The following is a 22791-nucleotide window of genomic DNA, read 5'->3' on the forward strand; positions in this document are numbered from 1 at the left end:
CGGGACTCACAGCTTGCCCCCGCGGCCACCGTCACGCCTGGCCGGCGCGATGAGCGTCGACAGATACGGCAACGGGCCGTCCCCGGTGAGTTCCGCGGCCGGGCGAATCGATTCCTCGGGCAGCCCGAGCGCCGAACCCCACACCGCGCTCTCGGTACGGCCGGTCTCCCGCAGCGCCGTAGCCACCTCGCCCGCCAGCCGCCCGAACTTGTACGCCACCACCGTGCCAGGCCCCTCCAGGGCCTCCTTCAGCACGGCCGCACCCGCGGTGACCGGCACCAGGGTCAGCGGCTCCGTGCCCTCCGCGAGCACCGCCCCACTGCGCGCCGCGAGATCCTGCATGGCGGTGATCCCCGGCACGGTCTCGACGACCGTCCCCGGCAGCAGAGCGGTGATGGTCTGCGCGAGATACGTGAACGTCGAGTACACATTGGGGTCGCCGATCGTCGCGAACGCCACCGTGCCGTGCGCACGCAGCAGTTCGGCGACGCGCGAACCCGCCGCGTCCCAGGCGGCCTCACGCCGGGTCCGGTCCTCGCGCTCGTTGAGCGCGAACACCACCCGGACGACCTTCGCCGCGTCGACGTAGTGCAGGACCGTCGCCTCGGCCCGGCCGGGCTCGCCCACATCGGTTCCGTCGGGCGCGGCCATGACGGGCACGACCACGACGGCCGCGTCCCGCAGGGCGTTGACGCCCTTGACGGTCACCAGCTCCGGGTCACCGGGCCCGACACCCACGCCGGTCAACTTGCCGCTCATCGCGCACACCTTTCGACGAATCTGCGGGCCATGCCGGGCTCGGCGGCCCAATGCGTGTGCAGATAACTCGCATGCACGCCCTCCTGTACGAACCCTTCGAGCCGGCGCTCCGGCAGATGCATGCCCCACGCGGGGGCCGCGCCCGCCCCGGGCTCGATCACTGTCCGGTGGAACTCGTGCCCTCGCAGCCGCGTCCCGGTAGGGGCCAGCACACTGTCCGACACCGCCACCGCTTCCCGATAGCCCAGCGTCAGCCGATCCGACATCCGCGCCTCGGCGTCCAGCACCCCGCACATCGGCTGCCCGTCCAGGGAGCGCGCGAGGTACAGCAGCCCGGCGCACTCGGCGGCCACGGGCGCCCCGGAGAGCGCGAGCTCGGCAACGGCCTTGCGGAGCGGTTCATTGGCGGACAGCTCGGGGGCGTACACCTCGGGAAACCCGCCCCCGACGACAACACCGCGCGCCCCCTCGGGGAGCGCCTCGTCCCGCAGCGGATCAAAGGGCACCACCTCGGCACCGGCGGCGGCGAGCAGCTCACCGTGCTCGGCGTAGGAGAAGGTGAACGCGGCCCCGGCAGCGACGGCGACCACGGGCCGCCGACCGCTCTCCGCACTCAGCCCGTCCCGACCGCCGCCCGCGACGCCCATCGGATCCCACGCGTCCCCAGCCAGCGGGGGCGCACTGCGCGCCAGCGCAAGGAGCGCCTCCAGGTCGCACCCGGACCGCACCTGCTCGGCAAGGGCGGCCACCGCCTCCACGGCCTCCGCCTGCCGCTCGGCCACCGGCACAAGGCCCAAGTGCCGTGACGGCGTCCGGACCTGCTTGACGCGCCGCAGCGCACCGAGCACCGGCACGCCCGACTCGTCCAGCGCCTCGCGCAGCAACTGCTCGTGCCGCTCGGAGCCGACCTTGTTCAGGATCACCCCGCCGATCCGCACCCGCGGATCCCAGGAGGCGAAACCGTGCACCAGCGCCGCCACCGACCGCGACTGCGACGACGCGTCCACGACCAGCACCACCGGCGCGCCAAGGAGCTGCGCCACCTGCGCGGTGGAGGCCAGCTCGCCCTGCCCCGCGGCGCCGTCGTACAGGCCCATCACGCCCTCGACCACCGCCAGGTCGCACCCCGCCGCGCCGTGCGCGAACAGCGGCGCGATCAGCTCCGTACCGCACAGGTACGCGTCGAGATTGCGCCCAGGACGGCCGGTCGCCAGCGCGTGGTAGCCCGGGTCGATGTAGTCGGGACCCACCTTGTGCGGGGAGACGGAAAGCCCGCGCTCGGCGAAGGCCGCCATCAGGCCCGTCGCGACGGTGGTCTTGCCGCTGCCGGACGACGGCGCGGCAATGACGAGCCTGGCTACCACTCGATGCCCCTCTGGCCCTTCTGGCCCGCGTCCATCGGGTGCTTGACCTTCGACATGTCGGTCACCAGGTCGGCGTGGTCGATCAGGCTCTGCGGCGCGTTGCGCCCGGTGATCACGACGTGCTGGTTGCCCGGACGGTCGCGCAGCACCTGGATGACCTCGTCGGTGTCCACCCAGCCCCAGTGCATCGGATACGCGAACTCGTCCAGCACGTACAGCTGGTACGTCTCGGCGGCCAGATCACGCTTGACCTGCTCCCAGCCCTCGCGCGCCGCCTCCTCGTTGTCGAGCTGCGCGTCGCGCTGCACCCACGACCAGCCCTCGCCCATCTTGTGCCAGGCGACGGTCCCGCCCTCGCCGCTCGCACCGAGGACCTTCAGCGCGTTCTCCTCGCCGACCTTCCACTTCGCCGACTTGACGAACTGGAACACCCCGATCGGCCAGCCCTGGTTCCAGGCGCGCAGCGCCAGACCGAAGGCGGCCGTCGACTTGCCCTTGCCGATGCCCGTGTGGACAACGACGAGGGGGCGGTTGCGGCGCTGGCGGGTGGTGAGACCGTCGTTCGGTACGACGGACGGCTGTCCCTGTGGCATTAAGCGGCCCTCCTGGAGCCTTGAACGTCCTTGACGAGCCCGGCGATGCTGTCGGCGCGCAGCTCGTCGAGTGTGACGGCGCTGCCGCCGAGATCGCGGGCGAGTGCCCCGGCCAGACCGAGTCGTACGGGACCGGACTCGCAGTCCACGACCACCGAGGCGATGCCCTCCACGGCGTGCAGCTGGGCCGCGCGGGCCGCGTTCGCGACCGGCTCCGGCCCGCCCGTCGCCCGCCCGTCGGTGATGACAAGCAGCAGCGGACGGCGCGAGGGGTCACGCAGCCGCTCCACACGCAGTACGTCGTGGGCCTTCAGCAGCCCCGCTGAGAGCGGTGTACGGCCGCCCGTGGGCAGGGTCTCAAGGCGGGCGGCGGCCGCCTCCACGGACGACGTCGGGGGCAGCGCCACCTCGGCGTCCTTCCCGCGGAAGGTGATCAGGCCGACCTTGTCGCGCCGCTGGTACGCGTCGAGCAGCAGCGAAAGGACCGCACCCTTCACGGCGCTCATGCGCTGCCGCGCGGCCATCGAGCCCGAGGCGTCCACGACGAAGAGCACAAGGTTGCCCTCGCGCCCCTCCCGGTTGGCTTGCCGCAGATCGTCGCGGCGCACCACAAGACCGCGCCCGGAGCGCCCGCGCGCCAGCTGATGCGGCGCTGCGGCCTGCACGGTCGCTGCCAGGTGCAGCTTGGTGAGCGCTCCTTGGGGCCGCCGGGCGCCGGTCGTCCTGCCGTGCTCGGTACGCGCGCGTGAACGCCGCCCCGCCGCGCCCTCACCGAGACCGGGCACGCTCAGCATCTTCGTACGGAATGGCTCGGAGGCCTGCGCGGCAGGCTGCTCGCCACCGCCCGCCGATCCCTTCGGCTTGCCGGCCTCGGTCTCCTCGGCCCGCGCGGGCGACTCGCCCTCCTGAGGGGACTCGGGGGACTCGCTCTGCTCGGGAGCACCGTCCTGCGGACCGCCGTCAGCGGGCCCGTCGCTCTGCGGCGGCTTCCCGCCCCCGCCGGGTCCGTCCGGGTCCGGATCGTCGTCGTCCGGGCTGCTGTTCTGCTCCAGCGTGTCGTCGAGCTTGTCCTCGTCGAGCCCCGGCGCGTCGAACGGATTGCGCCTGCGCCGGTGCGGCAGCGCCAGCAGCGCCGCCTGCCGCACGTCCTCGGCCAGCACGACCGTGCGCCCGGCCCAGGCGGCCAGCGTCGTCGCCGTACGGGCCATCACAATGTCGGCGCGCATGCCGTCGACCTCGAAGGCCGCGCAGGTCGCCGCTATCTGCCGCAACGCGCCGTCGCCCAGCCTGACCTCGGGCAGCAGGGCGCGCGCCGCCACGATGTGCGCCCGCAGCGCGGACTCCTCGTGCGCCCACTTCGCGGCGAACCCGGCGGGGTCGTCCTCGTACGCCAGGCGCCGGCGGACGACCTCCATACGCTGGACGGTCTCACGGGAGGCGGCAACCTCCACGGTCAGCCCGAACCGGTCGAGCAACTGCGGCCGCAGCTCGCCCTCTTCGGGGTTCATGGTCCCGACCAGGAGGAACCGCGCCGCGTGCCGCACGGACACGCCCTCGCGCTCGACGTACGACGCACCCATGGCGGCGGCGTCGAGCAGCAGGTCCACCAAGTGGTCATGCAGTAGATTGACTTCGTCGACGTACAGGATCCCCCGGTGCGCGTCGGCGAGCAGGCCCGGCTCGAAGGCCTTCACGCCCTCCGACAGCGCCCGCTCGATGTCGAGCGCCCCGACGAGCCTGTCCTCGGACGCCCCGACGGGCAGCTCCACCATCCGCGCGGCGCGCGACACGCCGCCGGTGGTCTCGTGCGGGCCGTCGGGACACGCCGGGTCGGGCGACGCGGGATCGCAGGAGAACCGGCACCCGGCGACCACCCGAACCTCGGGCATGAGCGCCGAAAGGGCCCGTACCGCAGTGCTCTTGGCGGTGCCCTTCTCGCCACGGACGAGCACACCGCCCACGGCGGGGGACACCGCGTTCAGCAGCAGCCCGAGCCGCAGGTCGTCCATGCCGACGATCGCGGTGAACGGGTAGTGAATCGTGTTGCTCATGCGTCGTCACCCTCCAGGTCGCCCTCAAGTTCCAGATACGTCGCGCGAAGCCGCTCCAGCGTCTGCGCGTCCGGCTCCGCCCACAGCCCGCGCTCGGCGGCCTCCAGGAGCCGCTCCGTGATGCCCCGCAGGGCCCAGGGGTTGGACTTGCGCATGAAAGCGCTGTTCTCGGGGTCGAAGACGTACTCGCTCGACAACTTCTCGTACATCCAGTCGTCGACCACACCCGCCGTCGCGTCGTACCCGAAGAGGTAGTCCACGGTGGCCGCCATTTCGAAGGCGCCCTTGTAGCCGTGCCGCCGCATCGCCGCCATCCAGCGCGGGTTGACCACCCGGGCCCGGAACACGCGGTGCGTCTCCTCGCCCAGCGTGCGGGTCTTCACCTGGCTGGGCGTCGCACTGTCGCCGACGTACGCCTCGGGGGACTCGCCCGTCAGATGGCGCACCATCGCGACCATGCCGCCGTGGTACTGGAAGTAGTCGTCCGCGTCCATCAGGTCGTGCTCACGCGTATCGACATTTTTCGCCGCGACCGCGATCCGGCGGAACGCCGTCTCCATGTCCCCGCGCGCCTGCCGCCCGTCGAGGCCGCGCCCGTACGCGTAACCGCCCCACACCGCGTACACCTCGGCCAGGTCGGCGTCGCTGCGCCAGTTCCTGGCGTCGATCAGCGGCAGCAGGCCCGCCCCGTACGCGCCGGGCTTCGAGCCGAAGATGCGTGACGTCGCGCGGCGGCGGTCGCCGTGTTCGGCCTCGTCCTCGGCCGCGTGCGCCCGGACGAAGTTGCGGTCGGCGGGCTCGTCCAGCTCGGCTACGGCCCGTACCGCGTCGTCGAGCAGCCCGATGACGTGCGGGAAGGCGTCCCGGAAGAAGCCGGAGATGCGTACCGTCACATCGATGCGCGGCCGGCCCAGCTCGTCCAGCGGCACGATCTCGAAGCCGGTGACCCGGCGCGAGGCGTCGTCCCAGGCGGGGCGGCAGCCAAGGAGCGCCAGGATCTCCGCGATGTCGTCGCCCTGGGTGCGCATCGCGGACGTACCCCACACGGTCAGGCCGACCGACTTGGGGTAGTCGCCGGTGTCGGCCAGATAGCGGGCCACCAGCGAGTCGGCCAGCGCCTGGCCGACCTCCCAGGACAGCCGTGACGGAATCGCCTTGGGGTCCACGGAGTAGAAATTGCGGCCCGTCGGCAGGACGTTGACCAGGCCACGGGTCGGTGAACCGGAAGGGCCTGCGGGTACATAACCGCCCTTGAGCGCGTGCAGGATATTGGTGATCTCGTCGGTCGTACGGGCCAGCCTCGGCACGACCTCGTCGCATGCGAAGCCCAACACGGCCACGGCGTCGGGCAGTTCGAACCCGAGCACCTCGCGCACCAGGGGCGCCACGGTGGACTTCTCCCAGCCGCGCTCCTCCATGCCCTCGGCGAGCCGCCGGCACAGCTGCTCCAGGAGGTCGATGGCGTCGGCGCCGGTCCGCGCGGGGCCCGCGACCAGCGAACTCAGCCCGTCCGTCACCTTGACCGGCGCGCCCGGCTCACCGAGCAGCTCCTTCTCGACGAGCCCGAAGTGCTCGGCGAGACAGGCTCGCAGACCGGGCAGCGCGTTGGCCTTGCCGCCCCACACCTGTGAGGCGCGCAGCACGGCCAGCACCAGGTTGACCCGGGCCTCGGCCTCCGGGCCGCCGCCCAGGATGTGCAGACCGTCACGGATCTGCACATCCTTGATCTCGCACAGATAACCGTCGACGTGCATGACGAAAGCGTCGAAGTCGCCGTCGTCGGGCTGCTCTTCGAGATGCAGGTCGTGATGCAGCTGGGCCGCCGTCACCAGCGTCCAGATCTGTGCCCGCACCGCGGGTGCCTTCGTCGGGTCGAGGTCATTGACCAGGGCGTACTCGTCGAGCAGCTGCTCAAGCTTGGCGAGGTCCCCGTAGGTGTCCGCACGCGCCATCGGCGGCACCAGATGGTCGACGACCGTGGCGTGGCCGCGGCGCTTGGCCTGGGTGCCCTCGCCCGGGTCGTTGACGATGAACGGGTAGATCAGCGGCAGATCACCCAGTACGGCGTCGGGCCCGCAGCCGGACGACAGACCGAGGCCCTTGCCGGGCAGCCACTCCATCGTGCCGTGCTTGCCCATGTGCACGATCGCGTCGGCGCCAAAAGAGTTTTCCAGCCACCGGTACGCCGCCATGTAGTGATGCGAGGGCGGCATGTCGGGGTCGTGGTAGATCGCGATCGGGTTCTCGCCGAAGCCGCGCGGCGGCTGGATCATCACGACGACATTGCCGAACTGCAGCGACGCCAGGACGATGTCGTCCCCGTCGATGTACAACTGGCCAGGCGCCTCGCCCCAGTGCTCCAGCATCCCGTCGCGCAGCTCCGGCCGAAGCTTGTCGAACCACTGCTGGTAGTCGGCGAGCGGCACGCGCGCGGGGGCCGCCGCGAGCTGCTCCTCGGTCAGCCACTCCACGTCGTGGCCGCCTGCGCTGATGAGCCGGTGGATCAGCTCGTCACCGTTGTCGGGGTGCCCGTCCACGCCGTAACCGGCGTCGCGCAGGGCATCGAGCACCCGGATCGCGGACGCGGGCGTGTCGAGGCCGACCGCGTTGCCGACCCGCGAGTGTTTCGTCGGGTACGCCGTGAAGACGATCGCGAGCTTCTTGTCCGCGTTCGGCTTGTGCGCCAGCTTGGCGTGCCGTACGGCGATCCCGGCGACCCGGGCGGCCCGCTCGGGGTCAGCGACGTACACCGGTACGTCGCCCTCGCCCTGCTCCTTGAAGGAGAACGGCACGGTGATGAGCCGGCCGTCGAACTCGGGGATGGCGACCTGCATCGCGGCGTCCATCGGCGACAGCGCGGCGTCCGACGCGTCCCACGTGGCACGCGAGGACGTCAGACAGAGCCCCTGGAGCACCGGCACGTCGAGGTCGGCGAGCGCGCCGATGTCCCACGCCTCGTCGTCACCGCCGGCCGATGCGTCACTGGCCCGGGTGCCGCCCGCCGCGAGGACGGTGGCGACCAGGGCGTCGGTCCTGCCCAGCACCTCATACAGCTCGGGGTCGGCGCTGCGCAGCGAACCACAGTACACCGGAAGGGCGTTGGCCCCCTGGGCCTCGATCTGCTCGCACAGTACGTCGACGAAGGAGGTGTTCCCGGACAGCTCGTGCGCCCGGTAGAACAGCACACCGATGGCAGGCCGGCCATCGACCCACTCCCGCGCGCCGTGCACACCCCACTCGGGCATCTTCTGCGGCTCCGCGCTGCGCCGCTCCGGCGCGTCCTCGGCGCGCCCGTGCCCGCCGAGCAGGACGTCCTGGGTGAGGAACGCCGCCAGCTCGGCCAGGTTGCCCGTGCCGCCCTCGACGAGGTAGCGCAGCGCCTCCGCGACCGCGCCCGCGTGCACGGTCGAATCGGCCATCAACTCGGCGTCCGGCACGGCCTCCCCGCCGAGCAGCACCGTCGGAATGCCGGACGACTTGAGGACGGCGAGCCCGTCCTCCCAGGCCCGCTTCCCGCCCAGCAGCCGTACGACGGCCACCGAGGCGCTCTCGATCAGCGCGGGCAGCTCCGTGGCCGCGTCGATTCGGGTCGGGTTGCCGATCCGGTACGGGGCGCCGGAGGCGCGCGCCGCCAGCAGATCCGTATCGGCGGTGGACAACAACAGCACGGTGCTCATGCGGGCGCTCCAGGTGCGATAAAGGGAAGTCCTGCCGGCGCGCCCGACTCGATCAGCCGCAGCAGCGCGTCCGTATCCGCGTGTTCTTCGATGAGGTCTCCGAGGCGGTCGAGCTGCTCCTCGCGCAGCGCCTCGAAGGAAGTGTCGGGTGCCGGTACGAAGCGTCGTCCGGCGGCGGTGGCCACTTCGCGCAGGAACGCGCGCCGGAAGGCGTCGCTCTCCAACGACCCGTGCCAGTGGGTGCCCCAGACCGCGCCGGCCCGGCAGCCGTCCAAGGCATGCCCCCGGTCGTCGGTGAGGAACCCTTCGCCGCCGAGCACTTCGGCGACGCCGTGATGGATCTCGTAGCCCTCGACGGGCTCGCCCAGCGCGGTCCCGACGGGCCGCGCGAGGGTCTTCTCGACGGCGAACCGCACCCGCACCGGGAGCAGCCCCAGCCCTTCGACGGATCCCGCGCGTGATTCGACGTGGTCCTCGATGTGCCGGCCGAGCAGCTGGTAACCGCCGCAGATGCCGAGCACCGGACGGCCTTCCGCGGCCCGCCTGGCCAGTGCGTCGGCGAGCCCTCGCTCGCGCAGCCACTGCAGGGCACGGACCGTTCCGCGCGTCCCCGGCACGATCACCAGGTCGGCGTCGACGAGCTCCTCGGCCCGGTCCACGAACCGCACGACGACGCCCGGTTCGGCGGCCAGCGCGTCCACGTCGGTGAAGTTCGACATGAGGGGCACCGCGCACACGGCGACGCGCAGGACGTCCTCGCCGAAGGGCGGTGCGACGACGGACTCGCGTACGGCGCCACGCATCGAAACCCGCAGTCCGTCCTCCTCGTCGATGCCCAGACCGTGGGTGAACGGCAGCACGCCGTAGGTCCGCCGTCCCGTCAGGCCCTCCAGCATGTCCAGGCCGGGTTCGAGGAGCGACACATCGCCGCGGAACTTGTTGATCAGGTATCCGGCGACCAGCTTCTGGTCCTCGGCACAGAGCAGCGCGGTCGTACCGAAGAAGGAGGCGAACACACCGCCCCGGTCGATGTCGCCGACGACGACCACGGGGAACTGCGCGGCCCGCGCGATACCCATGTTGACGATGTCGGTACGCCGCAGATTGATCTCGGCGGGGCTGCCCGCGCCCTCGCAGATCACCGCGTCGTACGTGCCGCGCAGTTCCTTCAGACAGTCCGTCACAACACCGAGCAGCGATTCCTGCCTGCCCCCGTGCAGCGCATTCCCGGGGGACGCCCCCCCGGACCCCCCGAAGAACCCACGGGCACTCATCTCGCCCACGGCCTTGCCCAGCAGGACGACCTGGCTGGAGCGATCGCTGCCGGGCTTGAGCAGCACCGGGTTCATGAGCGCGGTCGGCTCGACGCGGGCCGCCTGGGCCTGCATGGCCTGGGCCCGGCCGATCTCCGCGCCCCCGCGGGTGACGAAGGAGTTCAGCGACATGTTCTGGGCCTTGAAGGGGGCGACCTTCACACCCTTGCGTACGAGCCACCGGCAGATCCCGGCGGTCACGACGCTCTTGCCGGCGTCGGAGGTGGTCCCCGCGACGAGCAGACCGCCCCCCAACTGGTCCTTCATACGTGTCCCTTCGGGTTACGGATCCTGCTCCTGCTGCTCCTGCGGTCGGCCGCGCGCAGCGCACCGAAGGCGAGACGCCCCGCGACGGCCGTCACCAGGGCCAGCGCACCGACGCGCCGGGACAGCCGGGCCGCCCGCTCGATGTCCCCGGCGCCGACGGGCCGGCCGGTGGCGTTGAGCACGGGCCGGTGCTCGACCCGTCCCGCGTACGAGAGCGTGCCGCCGAGCCGCACACCGAGCGCCCCCGCGAAAGAGGCTTCCACCGGGCCCGCGTTGGGGCTGGGGTGCTTCGAAGCGTCCGCGCGCCAGGCCCGTACCGCACCCCGGGTGTCGTCGCCGGCCAGCGCCGCGAGTGCGGCGGTCAGCCGGGCTCCGGGCCAGCCCGCCACGTCGTCGAGGCGCGCGGAGGCCCACCCGTACCGCAGGTACTTGGCCGATTTGTGGCCCACCATGGCGTCCAGCGTGTTCACGGCACGGAACCCCACCAGGCCGGGTACGCCGCCCAGCGCACCCCAGACGAGGGCGCCGACCACCGCGTCCGAGGTGTTCTCGGCGACGGACTCGACAACGGCGCGGGCGATTTGCGCGGCGTCCAGGGACTGCGGGTCGCGTCCGCACAGGTGGGGGAGGCGTTCGCGGGCCACCTCGATGTCCCCGGCCTCCAGGGCACAGCCGATGGCCCGCGCCTCACGGCCGAGCGAGGTCCCCCCGACGACGGCCCAGGTGGTGGCGGCAGTCAGCGCCAAAGCCGCGGCGGGGCGACGGCGCAGGGCGTGCGCGGCCAGCGCGGCGGCGCCCGTCGCGCCCCCGGCGCACACCAGGGCGTGCAGCGCGCCCCACCCGCGGTGGTCACGCCACAAGGCCGCCTCGACCGCGCCCGCGGCCCGCCCGAACGCGGCGACCGGATGCCCCCGGCGGGGATCGCCGAGAACGAGGTCGCCGAGCAGGCCGGCCGTGGCGCCGTACGCAAAAATGCGATCGGCACGCATGGGGTCAGCAGGTCGCAGCGCCTGGAAGCGCGCGGGTACGCACTGGAGCAATCACAGGTATGGGGGAGGGGCAGCCGGGCATGGCGGTATGTCCTCACTCAGGGTCCGCGCCCTGGTTCGACGTGACCGGCGGTGAGAGTTCCTGGCTTCCGGGGTGGGTGTCTCCCCGGTGACAGTGGCGGGACCGCGCCGGATTCGCACCGGACTTCCTCTCCTGCCGCCGTAATTGGCTCGGGCAGTCCACCACGCTCCGCGAATGCCGTCAACTTGCTGTTGACCTGCGACGGGAGAGTGTGTCGGGGCACACAGAAACCGCCCCGCGGCGGGCCGGGCGGGGCCTGTCACGGGGCGTTGCGGGGCGGTTGCGGGTGGCGGGCGCCGGAGGCGGCCCGAGGGCGCGGAGGGGTCAGGCGACGATCAGGAAGATCCCGTACGCCACGGCGCCCACGCACAGCGCGAAGCACGCGTACGCGCCGGTGCGGGCCAGGGAGACGGCTCCGCCGCCCTGCGCGGTGGCCGCTGCCTGCTTGGACAGTCCGACGATACCGAGGGTGAACAGACCCACGAGCGCGACGGTGACGACAAGGCTCACGCCGAATACGGTGCCGAGGGCTACCCAGTCGATTTTCATGCTGATTCGTCCTTACACCGTGGCCGGGCGGGCCGGCTCGGTGACGCTCGCGGCCGGGGCCGGGATGGTGGTCTTCAGGCTGTCGGCGGTGGCGGGGCCACCGATGGGGGGCGGGCTGACGGCCGCGATGGCGGTGGTCACGACGCCCGCGGGCTCGTGGAGCTCGTCGTTGGTGACGTTGGTGTGGTCGACCGGCTGGCGGCGCGAGAGCGACCAGATGATCCCGGAGCCCGCGACGAGCAAGGCGGCGACTGCGGCGATGCCCCAGGGGCCCTGCTTGGTCAGGAACTCCGCGCACGCGGCGACCAGACCGGCGGCCGGCAGGGTCAGGCCCCAGGCGACGAACATCCGGGTCGCCGTGGACCAGCGGACCACGCCGCCCTTGCGGCCGAGGCCGGCGCCCATCACGGAGCCGGAGCAGACCTGGGTGGTGGAGAGGGAGAAGCCGAGGTGCGAGGAGGCCAGAATGACCGTGGCGGCACTGGTCTGGGAGGCGAAGCCCTGCGGCGGACGCAGCTCGGTGAGGCCCTTGCCCATGGTGCGGATGATGCGCCAGCCGCCCAGGTAGGTGCCCAGCGCGATCGCCACACCGGCGGAGACGATGACCCACAGCGGCGGGTTGGAGCCGGGGGCGAGGACGTTTCCGGTGACGAGGGCGAGGGTGATGATGCCCATCGTCTTCTGCGCGTCATTGGTGCCGTGGGCCAGCGAGACCAGACCGGCGGAGGCGATCTGGCCCGCCCGGTACCCCTTGGCGGTGGCCTTCTCGTCGGTCTTCTTCGCGAGCTTGTACGTCAGCTTCGTGGCCAGCAGCGCGGCCAGACCGGCGACGACCGGCGCGGCGACGGCGGGCAGCAGAATCTTGGTGAGGACAACGCTGCCGTTGACACCGGAGGCGCCGACCGACATCAGGGTGGCGCCGATGAGGCCGCCGAAGAGTGCGTGGGAGGAACTGGACGGCAGGCCGATCAGCCAGGTCAGCAGGTTCCAGAGGATCGCGCCTACCAGCGCCGCGAAGATGACTTCCGTGGTGATGCCGCTCTCGTTGACGAGCCCGCCGGAGATCGTTTTGGCGACCTCAACAGACAGGAAAGCACCGACGAGGTTGAGAACGGCGGACATGGCCACCGCCGTCTTGGGTTTGAGCGCGCCAGTCGAAATGGTGGTCGCCATCGCGTTGGCAGTGTCGTGGAAACCGTTCGTGAAATCGAACACGAGAGCGGTTACGATCACGATCCCAAGGAGAAGCGTGATGTTTTCCATTTACCCAGGCAATCGTTTGAGGTCAGTGGCACGTGGAACGTAGGCAACCTGAGTGAACGGAAGATGAACTGGGGCGGGCGGTGCGGTGACCCAAAACGCGGTCCTGGCGCTCCGGTTGTGTCCGGCCGGGCCTGGACGGCGCCACACACCGGGCACCGGCCCCTCGCGAAGCCGACAACCCCCTCCCGCGACCCGTTGAAGAGATCCTGGTCACCCGGCAAACCTCTATCCGGCAGCGTTCGCGGCTCCCTGCCCGCCCGGCAGCGGCGCCTGGCAGGATCGCGGCATGGCTGAGCAGCGGCGGGACGAGCGGGACGAGCGGGAAGAGCGGCGCGGTGAGATCGAGCGGGCCTGGGACGACCTGGTGGCCACCGCCCGCAGGAGCGTGACCGAGGGGCTGGTCGTCGGCACCTCGGGCAATGTCTCGGTGCGGGTCGGCGATCTCGTCCTGGTCACCCCGAGCGGAGTGCCGTACGACCGGCTCGGCCCGCAGGACGCCGTGGCCGTCGATCTGGACGGCAACCGGGCTCTCGGCGACCTCAAGCCAACCAGCGAACTGCCGATGCACCTCGCGATCTACCGCAGCACCGGCGCCACCGCGGTGGTGCACACCCACGCCGTGCACGCCACGGCCGTCTCCACCCTCGTCCACGAGCTGCCGCTGGTGCACTACATGGCCGCGGCCCTCGGCGGCCCCGTCCGTACGGCGCCGTACGCGACCTACGGCAGCGCGGAACTGGCGCGGAACATGCTCGAAGCCCTGCGCGACCGCTCCGGCTGCCTCCTCCAGAACCACGGGACCGTGACCTACGGGGACTCCCTCGACCAGGCCTACGACCGCACCGCGCAGCTGGAGTGGATGTGCCGGCTCTGGCTCACCGCGAGCTCGGTCCCCGGCCGTACGCCGAGTCTGCTCAGCAGTGCCCAACTGCATGAGGTGGCAGAGAAGTTCAAGGGCTACGGGCAGCGCGGCTGACCACGCGACGAGTACGGGCGAGGGCGCTTGGCGGACGGGCGAGGACGCTTGGCGGCGGGGCGAGTGCGGGCGAGGACGCCTGGCGGACGGACTGGCGCGGGCGGCGGGGCGGACGGGTGGGCGCAGGCGCGGGCGCTGACGCCTGGCGGACAGGCGAGTGCGGGCGCCGGGATGGACGGGCGAGTGCGGGCGAGGACGCCGGGGTGGACACCGGACGGCCCCTGCCCACTGGCCGTGATCCCCCGTGATGCGGACACTGGGGCGATGCGCCCGGCCACAGCGACGGCAGCAGCCGTCACCACACTCATCGGCGTCGGCGCGGCCGCGGTCGCGGTCGGCCGTCTCGCCGGCGACGCCGCACTCAAGGCGTCGCCCGGCCGCCCGCTGCCCTCCGACCCCAAAGTCACCGTGCACGCCACGGCCGCGGGCCAGGTCGCCCTGACCCGCGGCTTCGTGACCCTGCGCCCCGGCACGTACGGCATCGAGGGCCCTGGCGTCCACGCGGTCGTCGGCCCCGTCCTCCCGGACGCCCCGCACACCGCCGACTCCGTCGTACGCCGCCTGGTGCGGGTCGACCACGGCGCCCTTCGCACCGGCGCGCGGGTACGGCTCACCCCGCAGCTGTACTCCGGCGACCCCCGCACCGCACTCGGCCTCACCTACGCGGACGTGGAGATCCCCGGCGAACTCGGCGCACTGCCCGCCTGGTTCGTCCCCGGCGCCCGCGACACCTGGGTGATCACCGCGCACGGCCTCGGCACCACCCGCGAGCACCCCATGAACCTCATGGGGTTCCTGCACGCCCAGCAGTTCCCCGTACTCGACCTCGCCTACCGGGGCGACCCGGGCGCCCCCAGGCAGCCGGGCGGGCTGGGGCACCTCGGCGACTCCGAATGGCGCGACCTGGACGCCGCCGTCCGCTACGCCGTGCGCAACGGCGCGGAGCGCGTCGTCCTGCACGGCTGGTCCACCGGCGGAGCCATGGCGCTGCACGCCGCAGCCCACTCGGGCCTCCGTCACCGCATCAGCGGCCTTGTGCTCGACTCCCCGGTCCTCGACTGGGAGGCCACCGTCCGGGCGCTGGCCGCCGCCCGCCGCACCCCGCGCGCGCTGCTGCCGCTCGCGGTCAGGGCCGCCCAGGGTGCCACGGGGCCGCACGGCGACCGGCTGCGCGAGGCGGCCGACCCCGAGGCGCTGCGCGTCCCCGCGCTGATCTTCCACGGGCCGGGGGACACCCTGGCCCCGTGGGGGCCGTCGCGTGAACTGGCCCGGCTCCGGCCCGACCTGGTCACCCTCCACACGGTCCCGGACGCGCCGCACGCGTCCATGTGGAACGCCGACCCCGCGACCTACGAGGAAACCCTGCGCCGCTTCCTCACCCCCTTGATGTAATCGGTGATGCGACCGCCCCCGCGCCCGGGGCGCGACCGGCCGCACAGCCTGTGCGGCGGCCCGTCCGGGGACCGGCCATGAGTGGCAAGCCCGGTTCCGTTTGGGCTTTCGGGGCGTCAACGGAGACACTGCTTCCCGTGACGTCCCGTACCCCGCGCGACTCCAGGCTCCGACTTGTCGGCCCGCGACCCCTCGCCGCCTCCCTCCCCCTGACTTCTCAGGGCGTACCCGGGCCTGTGGCGAACCGGCGTACCCGCCCGGCCCCGAGGCCCCCGGAAGGGACTCCGCCGCCGGCGGAGCTGGCCCGTCAGGCCAGGTCGGTGCTCGCCGACGCCGTCCGTGTCGCACGGTGGTCCTCGCCCGCTCTGCGGGGCGGGAAGCTCCACCCGGAGCCAGGTCAGGCCGGCACCCTCTCGCCGACGACCGTCGAACAGGCCGCTTCCGAGCTCGACTTGACCCCCGCCCAGGTGCGCGCGGGCTGGGACAGGGCACGACTCGCCGGGCTCGTCGAGCTGCACGGCGACGGCACCCGCCCCGGCTGGCGGCTGCGCGCCTGGGACCGTGACGAGGCCGCCGTACTGCGCGGCTGGGTCGCCCTCTTCGACGCCTGGTCGATCGTGCACCCCGCGCCCGAAGCGATCGCCGTCACCTCCGTCGCGGAGGTCGTGGAAGCCGTCCCCCAGGTGCTCTCCCTCCTTCAGCTCTCGGCCGGCCCCGTGTACGTACCGGCCCTGCTCGACCTCCTCGAACAGCGCGTCGCCGAACTCCGTGAGGAGCACTGCGAGGTCCCGTACGGATCGCAGCCGCCTCCCGCGCCGGCCCCCGACGCGCCACTGACCCTGCTCCTCGACTGGGCCCTGGAGGGCCTGGCCGCCGTGGGCGCGCTGACGCTCGGCCGGGGCATCGCCACCCTGACCCCGCTCGGCAACTGGGCGGTGTGGGTCAAGCTGGAGCAGATCTGCGTCGCCGCCCAGAGCCCCGCCGGGAACATCGAGCAGTCCGCCGAGAAGATGCTGCGCGGCTGCGCCCGTCTCACCCCGGGCCCGGCCCGCGCCGAGTACCGGGCCTGGCTGGCCGCCCGGCCCGTCTCCAGGGCCGTCACCGAGCTCCTCGAAGCGGCCCGTGGCGAGGACGCGCTGCTGCGCGGACTCGCCTTCGAGGCGCTGCGTGTGGTCGGCGGCCCGGCGGAGGCCGAGGTGCGGGCCGCCGCCGCAGAGGCCTCGGTACGGCCCTACGCCCTCCTGTGGCTGGCGGAGCACGAGGGGGCCGACCCCGAGGAGACCGCCGGGGTGCTCACCCGCGAGGAGTCCACCTGGCTCTGGGTGGACACCGCCGCGGCCGTCGCCGACCACGGCGAGACCCAGCTGCTGATCCGCCACCTTGAGTCGGCGGTGCAGCCGACCGTCCCCGCCCTGCTGGCCGAGGTACGGGCCGTCGGCCACCCCCGCACTGTCCAGGTCCTGGTGGCCCTGGCCGCCGCCCACCCGGACCCCGCACTGGCCAAGGCCGTACGCCGGGCGGCATTCCAGGTGCACACCGGCGGATCGTAGATCCGGGGCCGGTCCGGACCCGGGTCGGAGCCGAAGCCGGATCGGACCCGAACCGACCCGGAGCCCACCAGGCCCGGAGCCCGCCCGTCAGCCCCCCGAGCCGGGTGCGTACGTACCGAAGCTCCAGACGTTGCCCTCGGCGTCCCGTGCCATGTACTCCCGCGAGCCGTAGTCCTGGTCCGTGGGCGGCATCAGGATTTCCACCCCGTGCTCCACGGCGCGCGCGTGGTGCGCGTCCACGTCCTCCACGACGACGTACACACCCGCGGGTCCGGCCTTCGACATGGCTTCGTCGAAGGTGCCGCCCTTGCCCTTGGTGCCCAGCATCACCATGCCGTTGCCGTGTGCCAGCTCGGCATGCATGACGCTGCCGTCGTCGCCCTCGTGGACGGCGACCTCGCGGAAGCCGAACGCGTCCGTCAGCAGCCTGATCGCGGCCTTGGCGTCCGTGTACGTAATGGTCGGATAAATACTCGGTGTCCCGGTGGTCATGCCGATCACCTTCCGTCTCGCCGATTGTGACGTTGGCAACAGTCTTGCACCGGGCACTGACAACGCCCGGAGAGCGCGGGGGAGCACACGATCAGAGCCCCGGGGGCACCTCGACCCGCCCCCGGCGTCACCGCTGGAAGGTGTTGCACTTCCCCATGTCGCCCGTGCGAAAACCCGTGTAGAACCACTGCTGGCGCTGTTCGGCCGAGCCGTGCGTCCATGACTCCGGCGTGATCCGGCCCTGGAACTTCTCCTGGATCCGGTCGTCGCCGACCGCCGCCGCCGCGTCCAGACCGTCCTTGATGTCCTGGTCCGTCAGCGAGGTGATCAACGGCCGCCCGGTCGATTCGTCGGGCGTACGGGTCGCCTGCCGCGCCCACACCCCGGCGTAGCAGTCCGCCTGGAGCTCCACCTTCACCGCGTTGCTGTCGGCGCCCTGCCTGCCGTCCTGCGCCCGGCCCAGCGTGCCCATCAGGTTCTGCACATGGTGGCCGTACTCGTGCGCCACGACGTACGCCTGCGCGAAGGGGCCGCCGCTCGACCCGAACTTGGTCCGCAGCTCTTCGAAGAACCCCAGGTCGAGGTAGACCTGCCGGTCACCGGGGCAGTAGAAGGGCCCGACCGCCGAGGTCGCGGCGCCGCACGCCGTGCCGACCCGGTTGCTGAAGAAGACCGTCCTGGCGCTCCCGTACCGCGCCTCGCGCCTCGTGAACTCCTGGCGCCAGTAGTCCTGCACGCTGTTGACCACCGCCAGGATCCGGCAGTCCTCCTTGGTGTTCGCGTCGCTGCCCTTCCGGCAGGTCTGCTGAACCTGGGCCTGTGACGAGGACGTCGCGGCCGGGTCCGGATCGCCGGAGGCCAGCCCGAGCTGCTCAGGCCCCACTCCGAACAGCACCCCGAGGACCAGCGCGATGAGGCCGACGATGCCGCCACCGATCGTGGCCCTGCCGCCGGGGACCCGGCTGCCACGCACGTCCTGGACCTCCGAAGTGTCCAGATCGGCGTCGTCGTCGAACTGCATGGGCCCACCACCCTCTGCTCCACGGCGACGGCAGCCCGCCACCCTGCGCCGAGTATCGACCAATAAACGGCCTTTCGCCCTTTTCTGGGAGGTGTCCGAACGCGGCCGAACGAGGGACGCCCCTGCCCCCGCCCGCCGAGTCGGCCGGGCCCCCGTCCCGCCCTCCGGCCACCGTCGTCACCCCGCAGCGCATCGCGGCGTACCGCACCATGGGCGGCGACCTGCGCCGGGTGCTGCCCGCGGCCCGGGGATGTACCTTCGAACCACACCGTTCGGTTCACGCGCGGGGCGCCCTGATCGGCACCCAGTCCTGCGTCGCCGACACCTCCCGGACCGCCGAACCGGTCGCCGTGGATGATCTCGGCCGGGTCGCCCCGACCGGACCCCGCTGGGTGTCACTGCGCCCGGTGGCGAGGCCCGCGCCAGAAAATCCGTGGCCGGCGACCGGTAGACTGGGCCGTATGGCATATCTCCTTGTGCATTAGACGGCGTCGAAATCCCCTCCGCCTGCCCCTTCCGCCGTCCATTCCGCCCTGGAGTTTTTCCGTGATCACCGCCACCGGCATCGAGCTGCGCGCCGGCGCCCGCCTTCTTATCGAGTCCGCCTCCTTCCGTATCGCCAAGGGCGACCGCATCGGCCTCGTCGGCCGCAACGGAGCGGGCAAGACCACCCTCACCAAGTGCCTCGCCGGCGAAGGCACCCCCGCGGGCGGCACCATCACCCGCTCCGGCGAGGTCGGCTACCTCCCGCAGGACCCGAGCTCCGGCGACCTCAACATGCTCGCCAGTGACCGGATCCTCTCCGCCCGTGACCTCGACGCCGTCCTGCGCAAGATGCGGGAGAACGAGGAGCGGATGTCGACCGGACAGGGCGCCACCCGCGACAAGGCGATGAAGAAGTACGAGCGCCTGGAGACGGAGTTCCTCACCAAGGGCGGGTACGCCGCCGAGGCCGAGGCCGCCACCATCGCCGCCGCGCTCGGGCTGCCCGACCGTGTGCTCGGCCAGCCGCTGCACACGCTCTCCGGCGGTCAGCGCCGCCGGGTCGAGCTGGCGCGCATCCTCTTCTCGGACGCCGACACCCTGCTCCTCGACGAGCCCACGAACCACCTCGACGCCGACTCCGTCGTCTGGCTCCGGGACTACCTCAAGTCGTACCGCGGCGGCTTCATCGTGATCTCCCACGATGTCGACCTCGTCGAGACGGTCGTCAACAAGGTCTTCTACCTGGACGCCAACCGCTCGCAGATCGACGTCTACAACATGGGCTGGAAGCTCTACCAGCAGCAGCGCGAGGCCGATGAGAAGCGCCGCAAGCGCGAGCGTCAGAACGCCGAGAAGAAGGCCGCGTCCCTCAACTCGCAGGCCGACAAGATGCGCGCCAAGGCCACCAAGACCGTCGCCGCGCAGAACATGGCCAAGCGCGCCGACCGGCTGCTCGCCGGTCTCGACGCGGTGCGCGTCTCCGACAAGGTCGCCAAGCTGCGCTTCCCGGACCCCTCGCCCTGCGGCAAGACGCCGCTGATGGCGGAGGGCCTGTCGAAGTCGTACGGATCGCTGGAGATCTTCACCGACGTCAACCTGGCCATCGACAAGGGCTCCCGCGTCGTCATCCTCGGCCTCAACGGCGCAGGCAAAACGACTCTGCTGCGGCTGCTCGGCGGGGCCGAGACGGCCGACACCGGCGAGGTCATCCCGGGCCACGGCCTCAAGCTCGGCTACTACGCCCAGGAGCACGAGACCCTCGACCCCGATCGTTCGGTCCTGGAGAACATGCGCTCCGCGGCGCCCAACCTCGACCTGGTCTCGGTCCGCAAGACGCTCGGCTCGTTCCTCTTCAGCGGCGACGACGTCGACAAGCCCGCCAAGGTGCTCTCCGGCGGCGAGAAGACCCGCCTGGCCCTGGCCACCCTGGTGGTCTCGTCCGCGAACGTCCTGCTCCTCGACGAGCCCACGAACAACCTGGACCCGGCGAGCCGCGAGGAGATCCTGGGCGCCCTGCGCACGTACAAGGGCGCCGTCGTCCTGGTCACTCACGACGAGGGCGCGGTCGACGCGCTGGAGCCGGAGCGGATCATCCTGCTGCCGGACGGCGTCGAGGACCTTTGGGGCCCGGACTACAAGGATCTTGTCTCACTGGCCTGATCCGCCGCCCGCCGCCGCCCGCCCGACCTCGGGAAGCCTCGGGAACCTTCGGGAAGGCCCCTTGATCCAGGTCTGATCCACTTCGACTGGATCATTCGGCTTACGGGTGATCCTTCATCTGAGTGAGTGGCTCTCGTACCCCGCGTGTCTTGCAGCGGAAATCGGCCCGTCCCCCAGGGGGCGGGCCCTCTGCGTTTCACTGATCCTTTGGCCCTGCTGACCTGCTGCTTCCCGCCGCGAGCCGTTCCGCCGCATGTCGCAGGACAGCTGGAATGTCTGATTCCGCTCAGGGCGGGCGGTGCCCGTTCGGTCAACGTTGTTGTACGGACCTTGCCGAATGGGTGGCCAGGAAGCCCCGAAGGGGTGATCATGAGAGTTCAGAGCGCACTTCCTTGAGGAGGCACGGGTGGCCGAGACTCTTAAGAAGGGCAGCCGGGTAACCGGCGCCGCGCGCGACAAGCTCGCGGCAGACCTGAAGAAGAAGTACGACTCCGGTGCGAGCATCCGGGCGTTGGCCGAAGAGACCGGCCGCTCCTATGGGTTCGTACACCGGATGCTCAGCGAGTCCGGAGTCACGCTGCGGGGACGCGGCGGGGCGACGCGCGGCAAGAAGGCCACTTCGGGCTGACGGTCGCGGGCGAGTCCGGCTCACCGGTTTTGGTGGTGACCACCCGGTCGGTTGCAAGATCGGCCGGGTGGTTACTGTGCAGTCACTTATCTGATCTGCCCGACTGCCACCCGAACCGGAGACCCCTCATGGCTTCGCTCGACTCCATGTTCGACAAGGACGGCGTACGACTCACCGTCGAGGACGCCGTTGCCACGGTGACTTTGAACAATCCGGCCAAGCGCAACGCCCAGTCTCCCGCTCTGTGGCGGGCGTTGACAGAGGCCGGACGGTCGCTTCCGGGCAACGTGCGGGTCGTGGTGCTGCGCGGCGAGGGCAAGTCCTTCTCCGCCGGCCTGGACCGGCAGGCGTTCACGCCCGAAGGGTTCGACGGTGAGCCGTCCTTCCTCGATCTGGCGCGCGGTTCCGACGGCGACCTCGACGAGGTCATCGCCGAGTACCAGGCCGCGTTCACCTGGTGGCGGCGCAGCGACCTCGTGACCATCGCCGCCGTGCAGGGGCACGCCATCGGCGCGGGCTTCCAGCTCGCTCTCGCCTGCGACCTGCGGGTCGTCGCCGACGACGTGCAGTTCGCCATGCGCGAGACCAGCCTCGGTCTGGTCCCCGACCTCACCGGTACGCACCCGCTGACCCATCTCGTCGGCTACGCCCGCGCGTTGGAGATCTGCGCCACGGGCCGCTTCGTCCACGCGGCGGAGGCCGAGCGCCTGGGCCTGGCCAACCTCGTTGTGCCCGTTGCCGAACTCGACGGTGCCGTGGCGGACCTTGCCGCGGCGCTGCTGGCCGCGCCGCGCGACGCGGTGATCGAGACCAAGGCGCTGCTCCAGGGCGCCTCTTCCCGTACGTACGAGGAGCAGCGCACCGCCGAGCGCGCGGCGCAGGCCCGCCGCCTCCGCGATATCGCGGGTCTCTCCGACTAAAGGCCTCTCCCACCAGAGCTTCTCCGACCAGGGCCTCTCCGGGCAGAGCCGCGCGCTCACTGTCCGACCTCGGTCACCAGGACGGCCACCGTGGGGTGGCCGTCCTGCGACTTCGCGACCGCCGCGCGCACCGCCAGGGCCACATCCAGCGCCCGATGGTCCGCCGCCGTCGCCAGCTCCACCCGCACATGACCGTCCGCCAGGTGCACGGGTGCGCCCAAGGTGCTGGTCAGACGCAGCACCCCGGGTACGGAAACGGCCGCCGCGGCGGCCCGCTCCCGGGGGCCGTCCGGGCGGGGCGTCCCGGGGGCGTTTCCCCCGGTCGGCCCAGTGGCGGCCGTGGATACGGGCGCCGCGTCCAGCAGACCCGTGACCCGCAGATCCACCTCCGCGATCGCGAGCCCCAGCCGGTCGGACGCCGCGGCAAGCAGCGCGTCCCGCAACCGCCAGGCCGCCTGCGGCAGCGGCTCGTCGGCGGTGGCGGCGAAGTCCGCCTCGATCCGCAGCGGCCCCGGCGGCAGCGCGCTCGGCGGCGCCGGCACGGCCGGTGCGACTGCCGCGCCCGGGTCGCCGAGCGCGACCCTGAGCGTCCCCAGGCAGACCCCCGTAACACCCGCCGCGGCGCCCCGCAGCACCCCGATCGCCGCCCGTTCCGCCAGCCACGCACCGTCCGCGGCCCCGCCGAGCGGCAGCAGTCTGCCCAGGCCCAGCCGCTCCCGTACCGCCTGCGTCCATCCGTCGGGTGCCATGGCTCCAGCCT

General features: G+C 72.0%; 18 protein-coding genes and 1 riboswitch. Of the genes, 6 read left to right on the forward strand and 12 right to left on the reverse strand.

The annotated features are described in order from the left end of the window. Positions 1-6: 6 nt before the first annotated feature. The 9 genes from cobI to ABCR94_RS23695 all read right to left on the reverse strand — a co-directional run bounded on the left by cobI (position 7) and on the right by ABCR94_RS23695 (position 12907). Positions 7-759, reverse strand: a complete 753-nt coding sequence (gene cobI, locus ABCR94_RS23655; protein ID WP_347121928.1) for a precorrin-2 C(20)-methyltransferase — start codon at positions 757-759, stop codon at positions 7-9. Then, positions 756-2123 carry a cobyrinic acid a,c-diamide synthase CobB gene (locus ABCR94_RS23660; protein ID WP_347121930.1) on the reverse strand — a complete coding sequence of 456 codons (1368 nt, stop codon included), beginning with the start codon at positions 2121-2123 and terminating at the stop codon, positions 756-758. Before ABCR94_RS23660 ends, cobI begins: the two co-directional genes overlap by 4 nt. Further along, entirely contained in the window at positions 2117-2716 is a 600-nt protein-coding gene (cobO, locus tag ABCR94_RS23665; protein ID WP_347121931.1) for a cob(I)yrinic acid a,c-diamide adenosyltransferase, read from the reverse strand. The genes ABCR94_RS23660 and cobO overlap by 7 nt, the downstream gene beginning before the upstream one ends. After that, the gene (locus ABCR94_RS23670; protein ID WP_347121933.1) at positions 2716-4767 is read right to left on the reverse strand and encodes a putative cobaltochelatase; all 2052 of its coding nucleotides are present in this window, start codon (positions 4765-4767) and stop codon (positions 2716-2718) included. Before ABCR94_RS23670 ends, cobO begins: the two co-directional genes overlap by 1 nt. Next, on the reverse strand, positions 4764-8444 hold the full coding sequence (gene cobN / locus ABCR94_RS23675) for a cobaltochelatase subunit CobN (RefSeq protein ID WP_347121935.1): 3681 nt from the start codon (positions 8442-8444) through the stop codon (positions 4764-4766). The genes ABCR94_RS23670 and cobN overlap by 4 nt, the downstream gene beginning before the upstream one ends. Next, entirely contained in the window at positions 8441-10012 is a 1572-nt protein-coding gene (locus ABCR94_RS23680; RefSeq protein ID WP_347122043.1) for a cobyric acid synthase, read from the reverse strand. Before ABCR94_RS23680 ends, cobN begins: the two co-directional genes overlap by 4 nt. 8 nt (positions 10013-10020) lie before the next feature. Next, positions 10021-11013: a cobalamin biosynthesis protein gene (locus tag ABCR94_RS23685; RefSeq protein ID WP_347121937.1), complete on the reverse strand. Its 993-nt coding sequence runs from the start codon at positions 11011-11013 to the stop codon at positions 10021-10023. Between the two features lie 117 nt (positions 11014-11130). Further along, positions 11131-11273, reverse strand: a riboswitch (cobalamin riboswitch). A gap of 146 nt (positions 11274-11419) precedes the next feature. After that, complete coding sequence (locus tag ABCR94_RS23690) at positions 11420-11644, reverse strand: hypothetical protein (protein ID WP_347121938.1); 225 nt, start codon at positions 11642-11644, stop codon at positions 11420-11422. 12 nt (positions 11645-11656) lie between these two features. After that, positions 11657-12907 (reverse strand): inorganic phosphate transporter, encoded by a 1251-nt coding sequence (locus ABCR94_RS23695; protein WP_347121940.1) that lies wholly within the window; start codon positions 12905-12907, stop codon positions 11657-11659. A 286-nt stretch (positions 12908-13193) separates the two neighbouring features. On the opposite strand from ABCR94_RS23695, the gene ABCR94_RS23700 reads away from it, so the two are divergent. From ABCR94_RS23700 to ABCR94_RS23710, 3 genes are all read left to right on the forward strand, one after another. After that, positions 13194-13883, forward strand: a complete 690-nt coding sequence (locus tag ABCR94_RS23700; RefSeq protein ID WP_347121941.1) for a class II aldolase/adducin family protein — start codon at positions 13194-13196, stop codon at positions 13881-13883. A 264-nt stretch (positions 13884-14147) separates the two neighbouring features. Then, positions 14148-15275, forward strand: coding sequence for an alpha/beta hydrolase (locus ABCR94_RS23705; protein ID WP_347121943.1), 1128 nt, complete (start codon positions 14148-14150; stop codon positions 15273-15275). 236 nt (positions 15276-15511) lie between these two features. Further along, entirely contained in the window at positions 15512-16825 is a 1314-nt protein-coding gene (locus ABCR94_RS23710) for a hypothetical protein (RefSeq protein WP_347122045.1), read from the forward strand. An 87-nt stretch (positions 16826-16912) separates the two neighbouring features. On the opposite strand, the gene ABCR94_RS23715 is transcribed toward ABCR94_RS23710, so the two are convergent. Together ABCR94_RS23715 and ypfJ are read right to left on the reverse strand one after the other, a co-directional pair. Beyond that, the gene (locus ABCR94_RS23715; protein ID WP_347121945.1) at positions 16913-17317 is read right to left on the reverse strand and encodes a VOC family protein; all 405 of its coding nucleotides are present in this window, start codon (positions 17315-17317) and stop codon (positions 16913-16915) included. A 127-nt stretch (positions 17318-17444) separates the two neighbouring features. Continuing rightward, entirely contained in the window at positions 17445-18338 is an 894-nt protein-coding gene (gene ypfJ, locus ABCR94_RS23720; protein WP_347121947.1) for a KPN_02809 family neutral zinc metallopeptidase, read from the reverse strand. 546 nt (positions 18339-18884) lie between these two features. Between ypfJ and ABCR94_RS23725 the strand changes: the two genes are divergently transcribed. The 3 genes from ABCR94_RS23725 (at position 18885) to ABCR94_RS23735 (ending at position 22031) form a co-directional block, all read left to right on the forward strand. Further along, complete coding sequence (locus ABCR94_RS23725; RefSeq protein WP_347121949.1) at positions 18885-20483, forward strand: ABC-F family ATP-binding cassette domain-containing protein; 1599 nt, start codon at positions 18885-18887, stop codon at positions 20481-20483. 406 nt (positions 20484-20889) lie between these two features. Further along, on the forward strand, positions 20890-21111 hold the full coding sequence (locus tag ABCR94_RS23730) for a helix-turn-helix domain-containing protein (protein WP_283516724.1): 222 nt from the start codon (positions 20890-20892) through the stop codon (positions 21109-21111). Between the two features lie 128 nt (positions 21112-21239). Next, on the forward strand, positions 21240-22031 hold the full coding sequence (locus ABCR94_RS23735) for an enoyl-CoA hydratase/isomerase family protein (protein ID WP_347121951.1): 792 nt from the start codon (positions 21240-21242) through the stop codon (positions 22029-22031). Positions 22032-22087: 56 nt separating this feature from the next. On the opposite strand, the gene ABCR94_RS23740 is transcribed toward ABCR94_RS23735, so the two are convergent. Further along, positions 22088-22780, reverse strand: coding sequence for a hypothetical protein (locus ABCR94_RS23740; protein WP_347121953.1), 693 nt, complete (start codon positions 22778-22780; stop codon positions 22088-22090). Positions 22781-22791: the final 11 nt, after the last annotated feature.

The sequence above is a fragment of the Streptomyces changchenzhani genome (assembly GCF_039766235.1).
Lineage (GTDB): Bacteria > Actinomycetota > Actinomycetes > Streptomycetales > Streptomycetaceae > Streptomyces.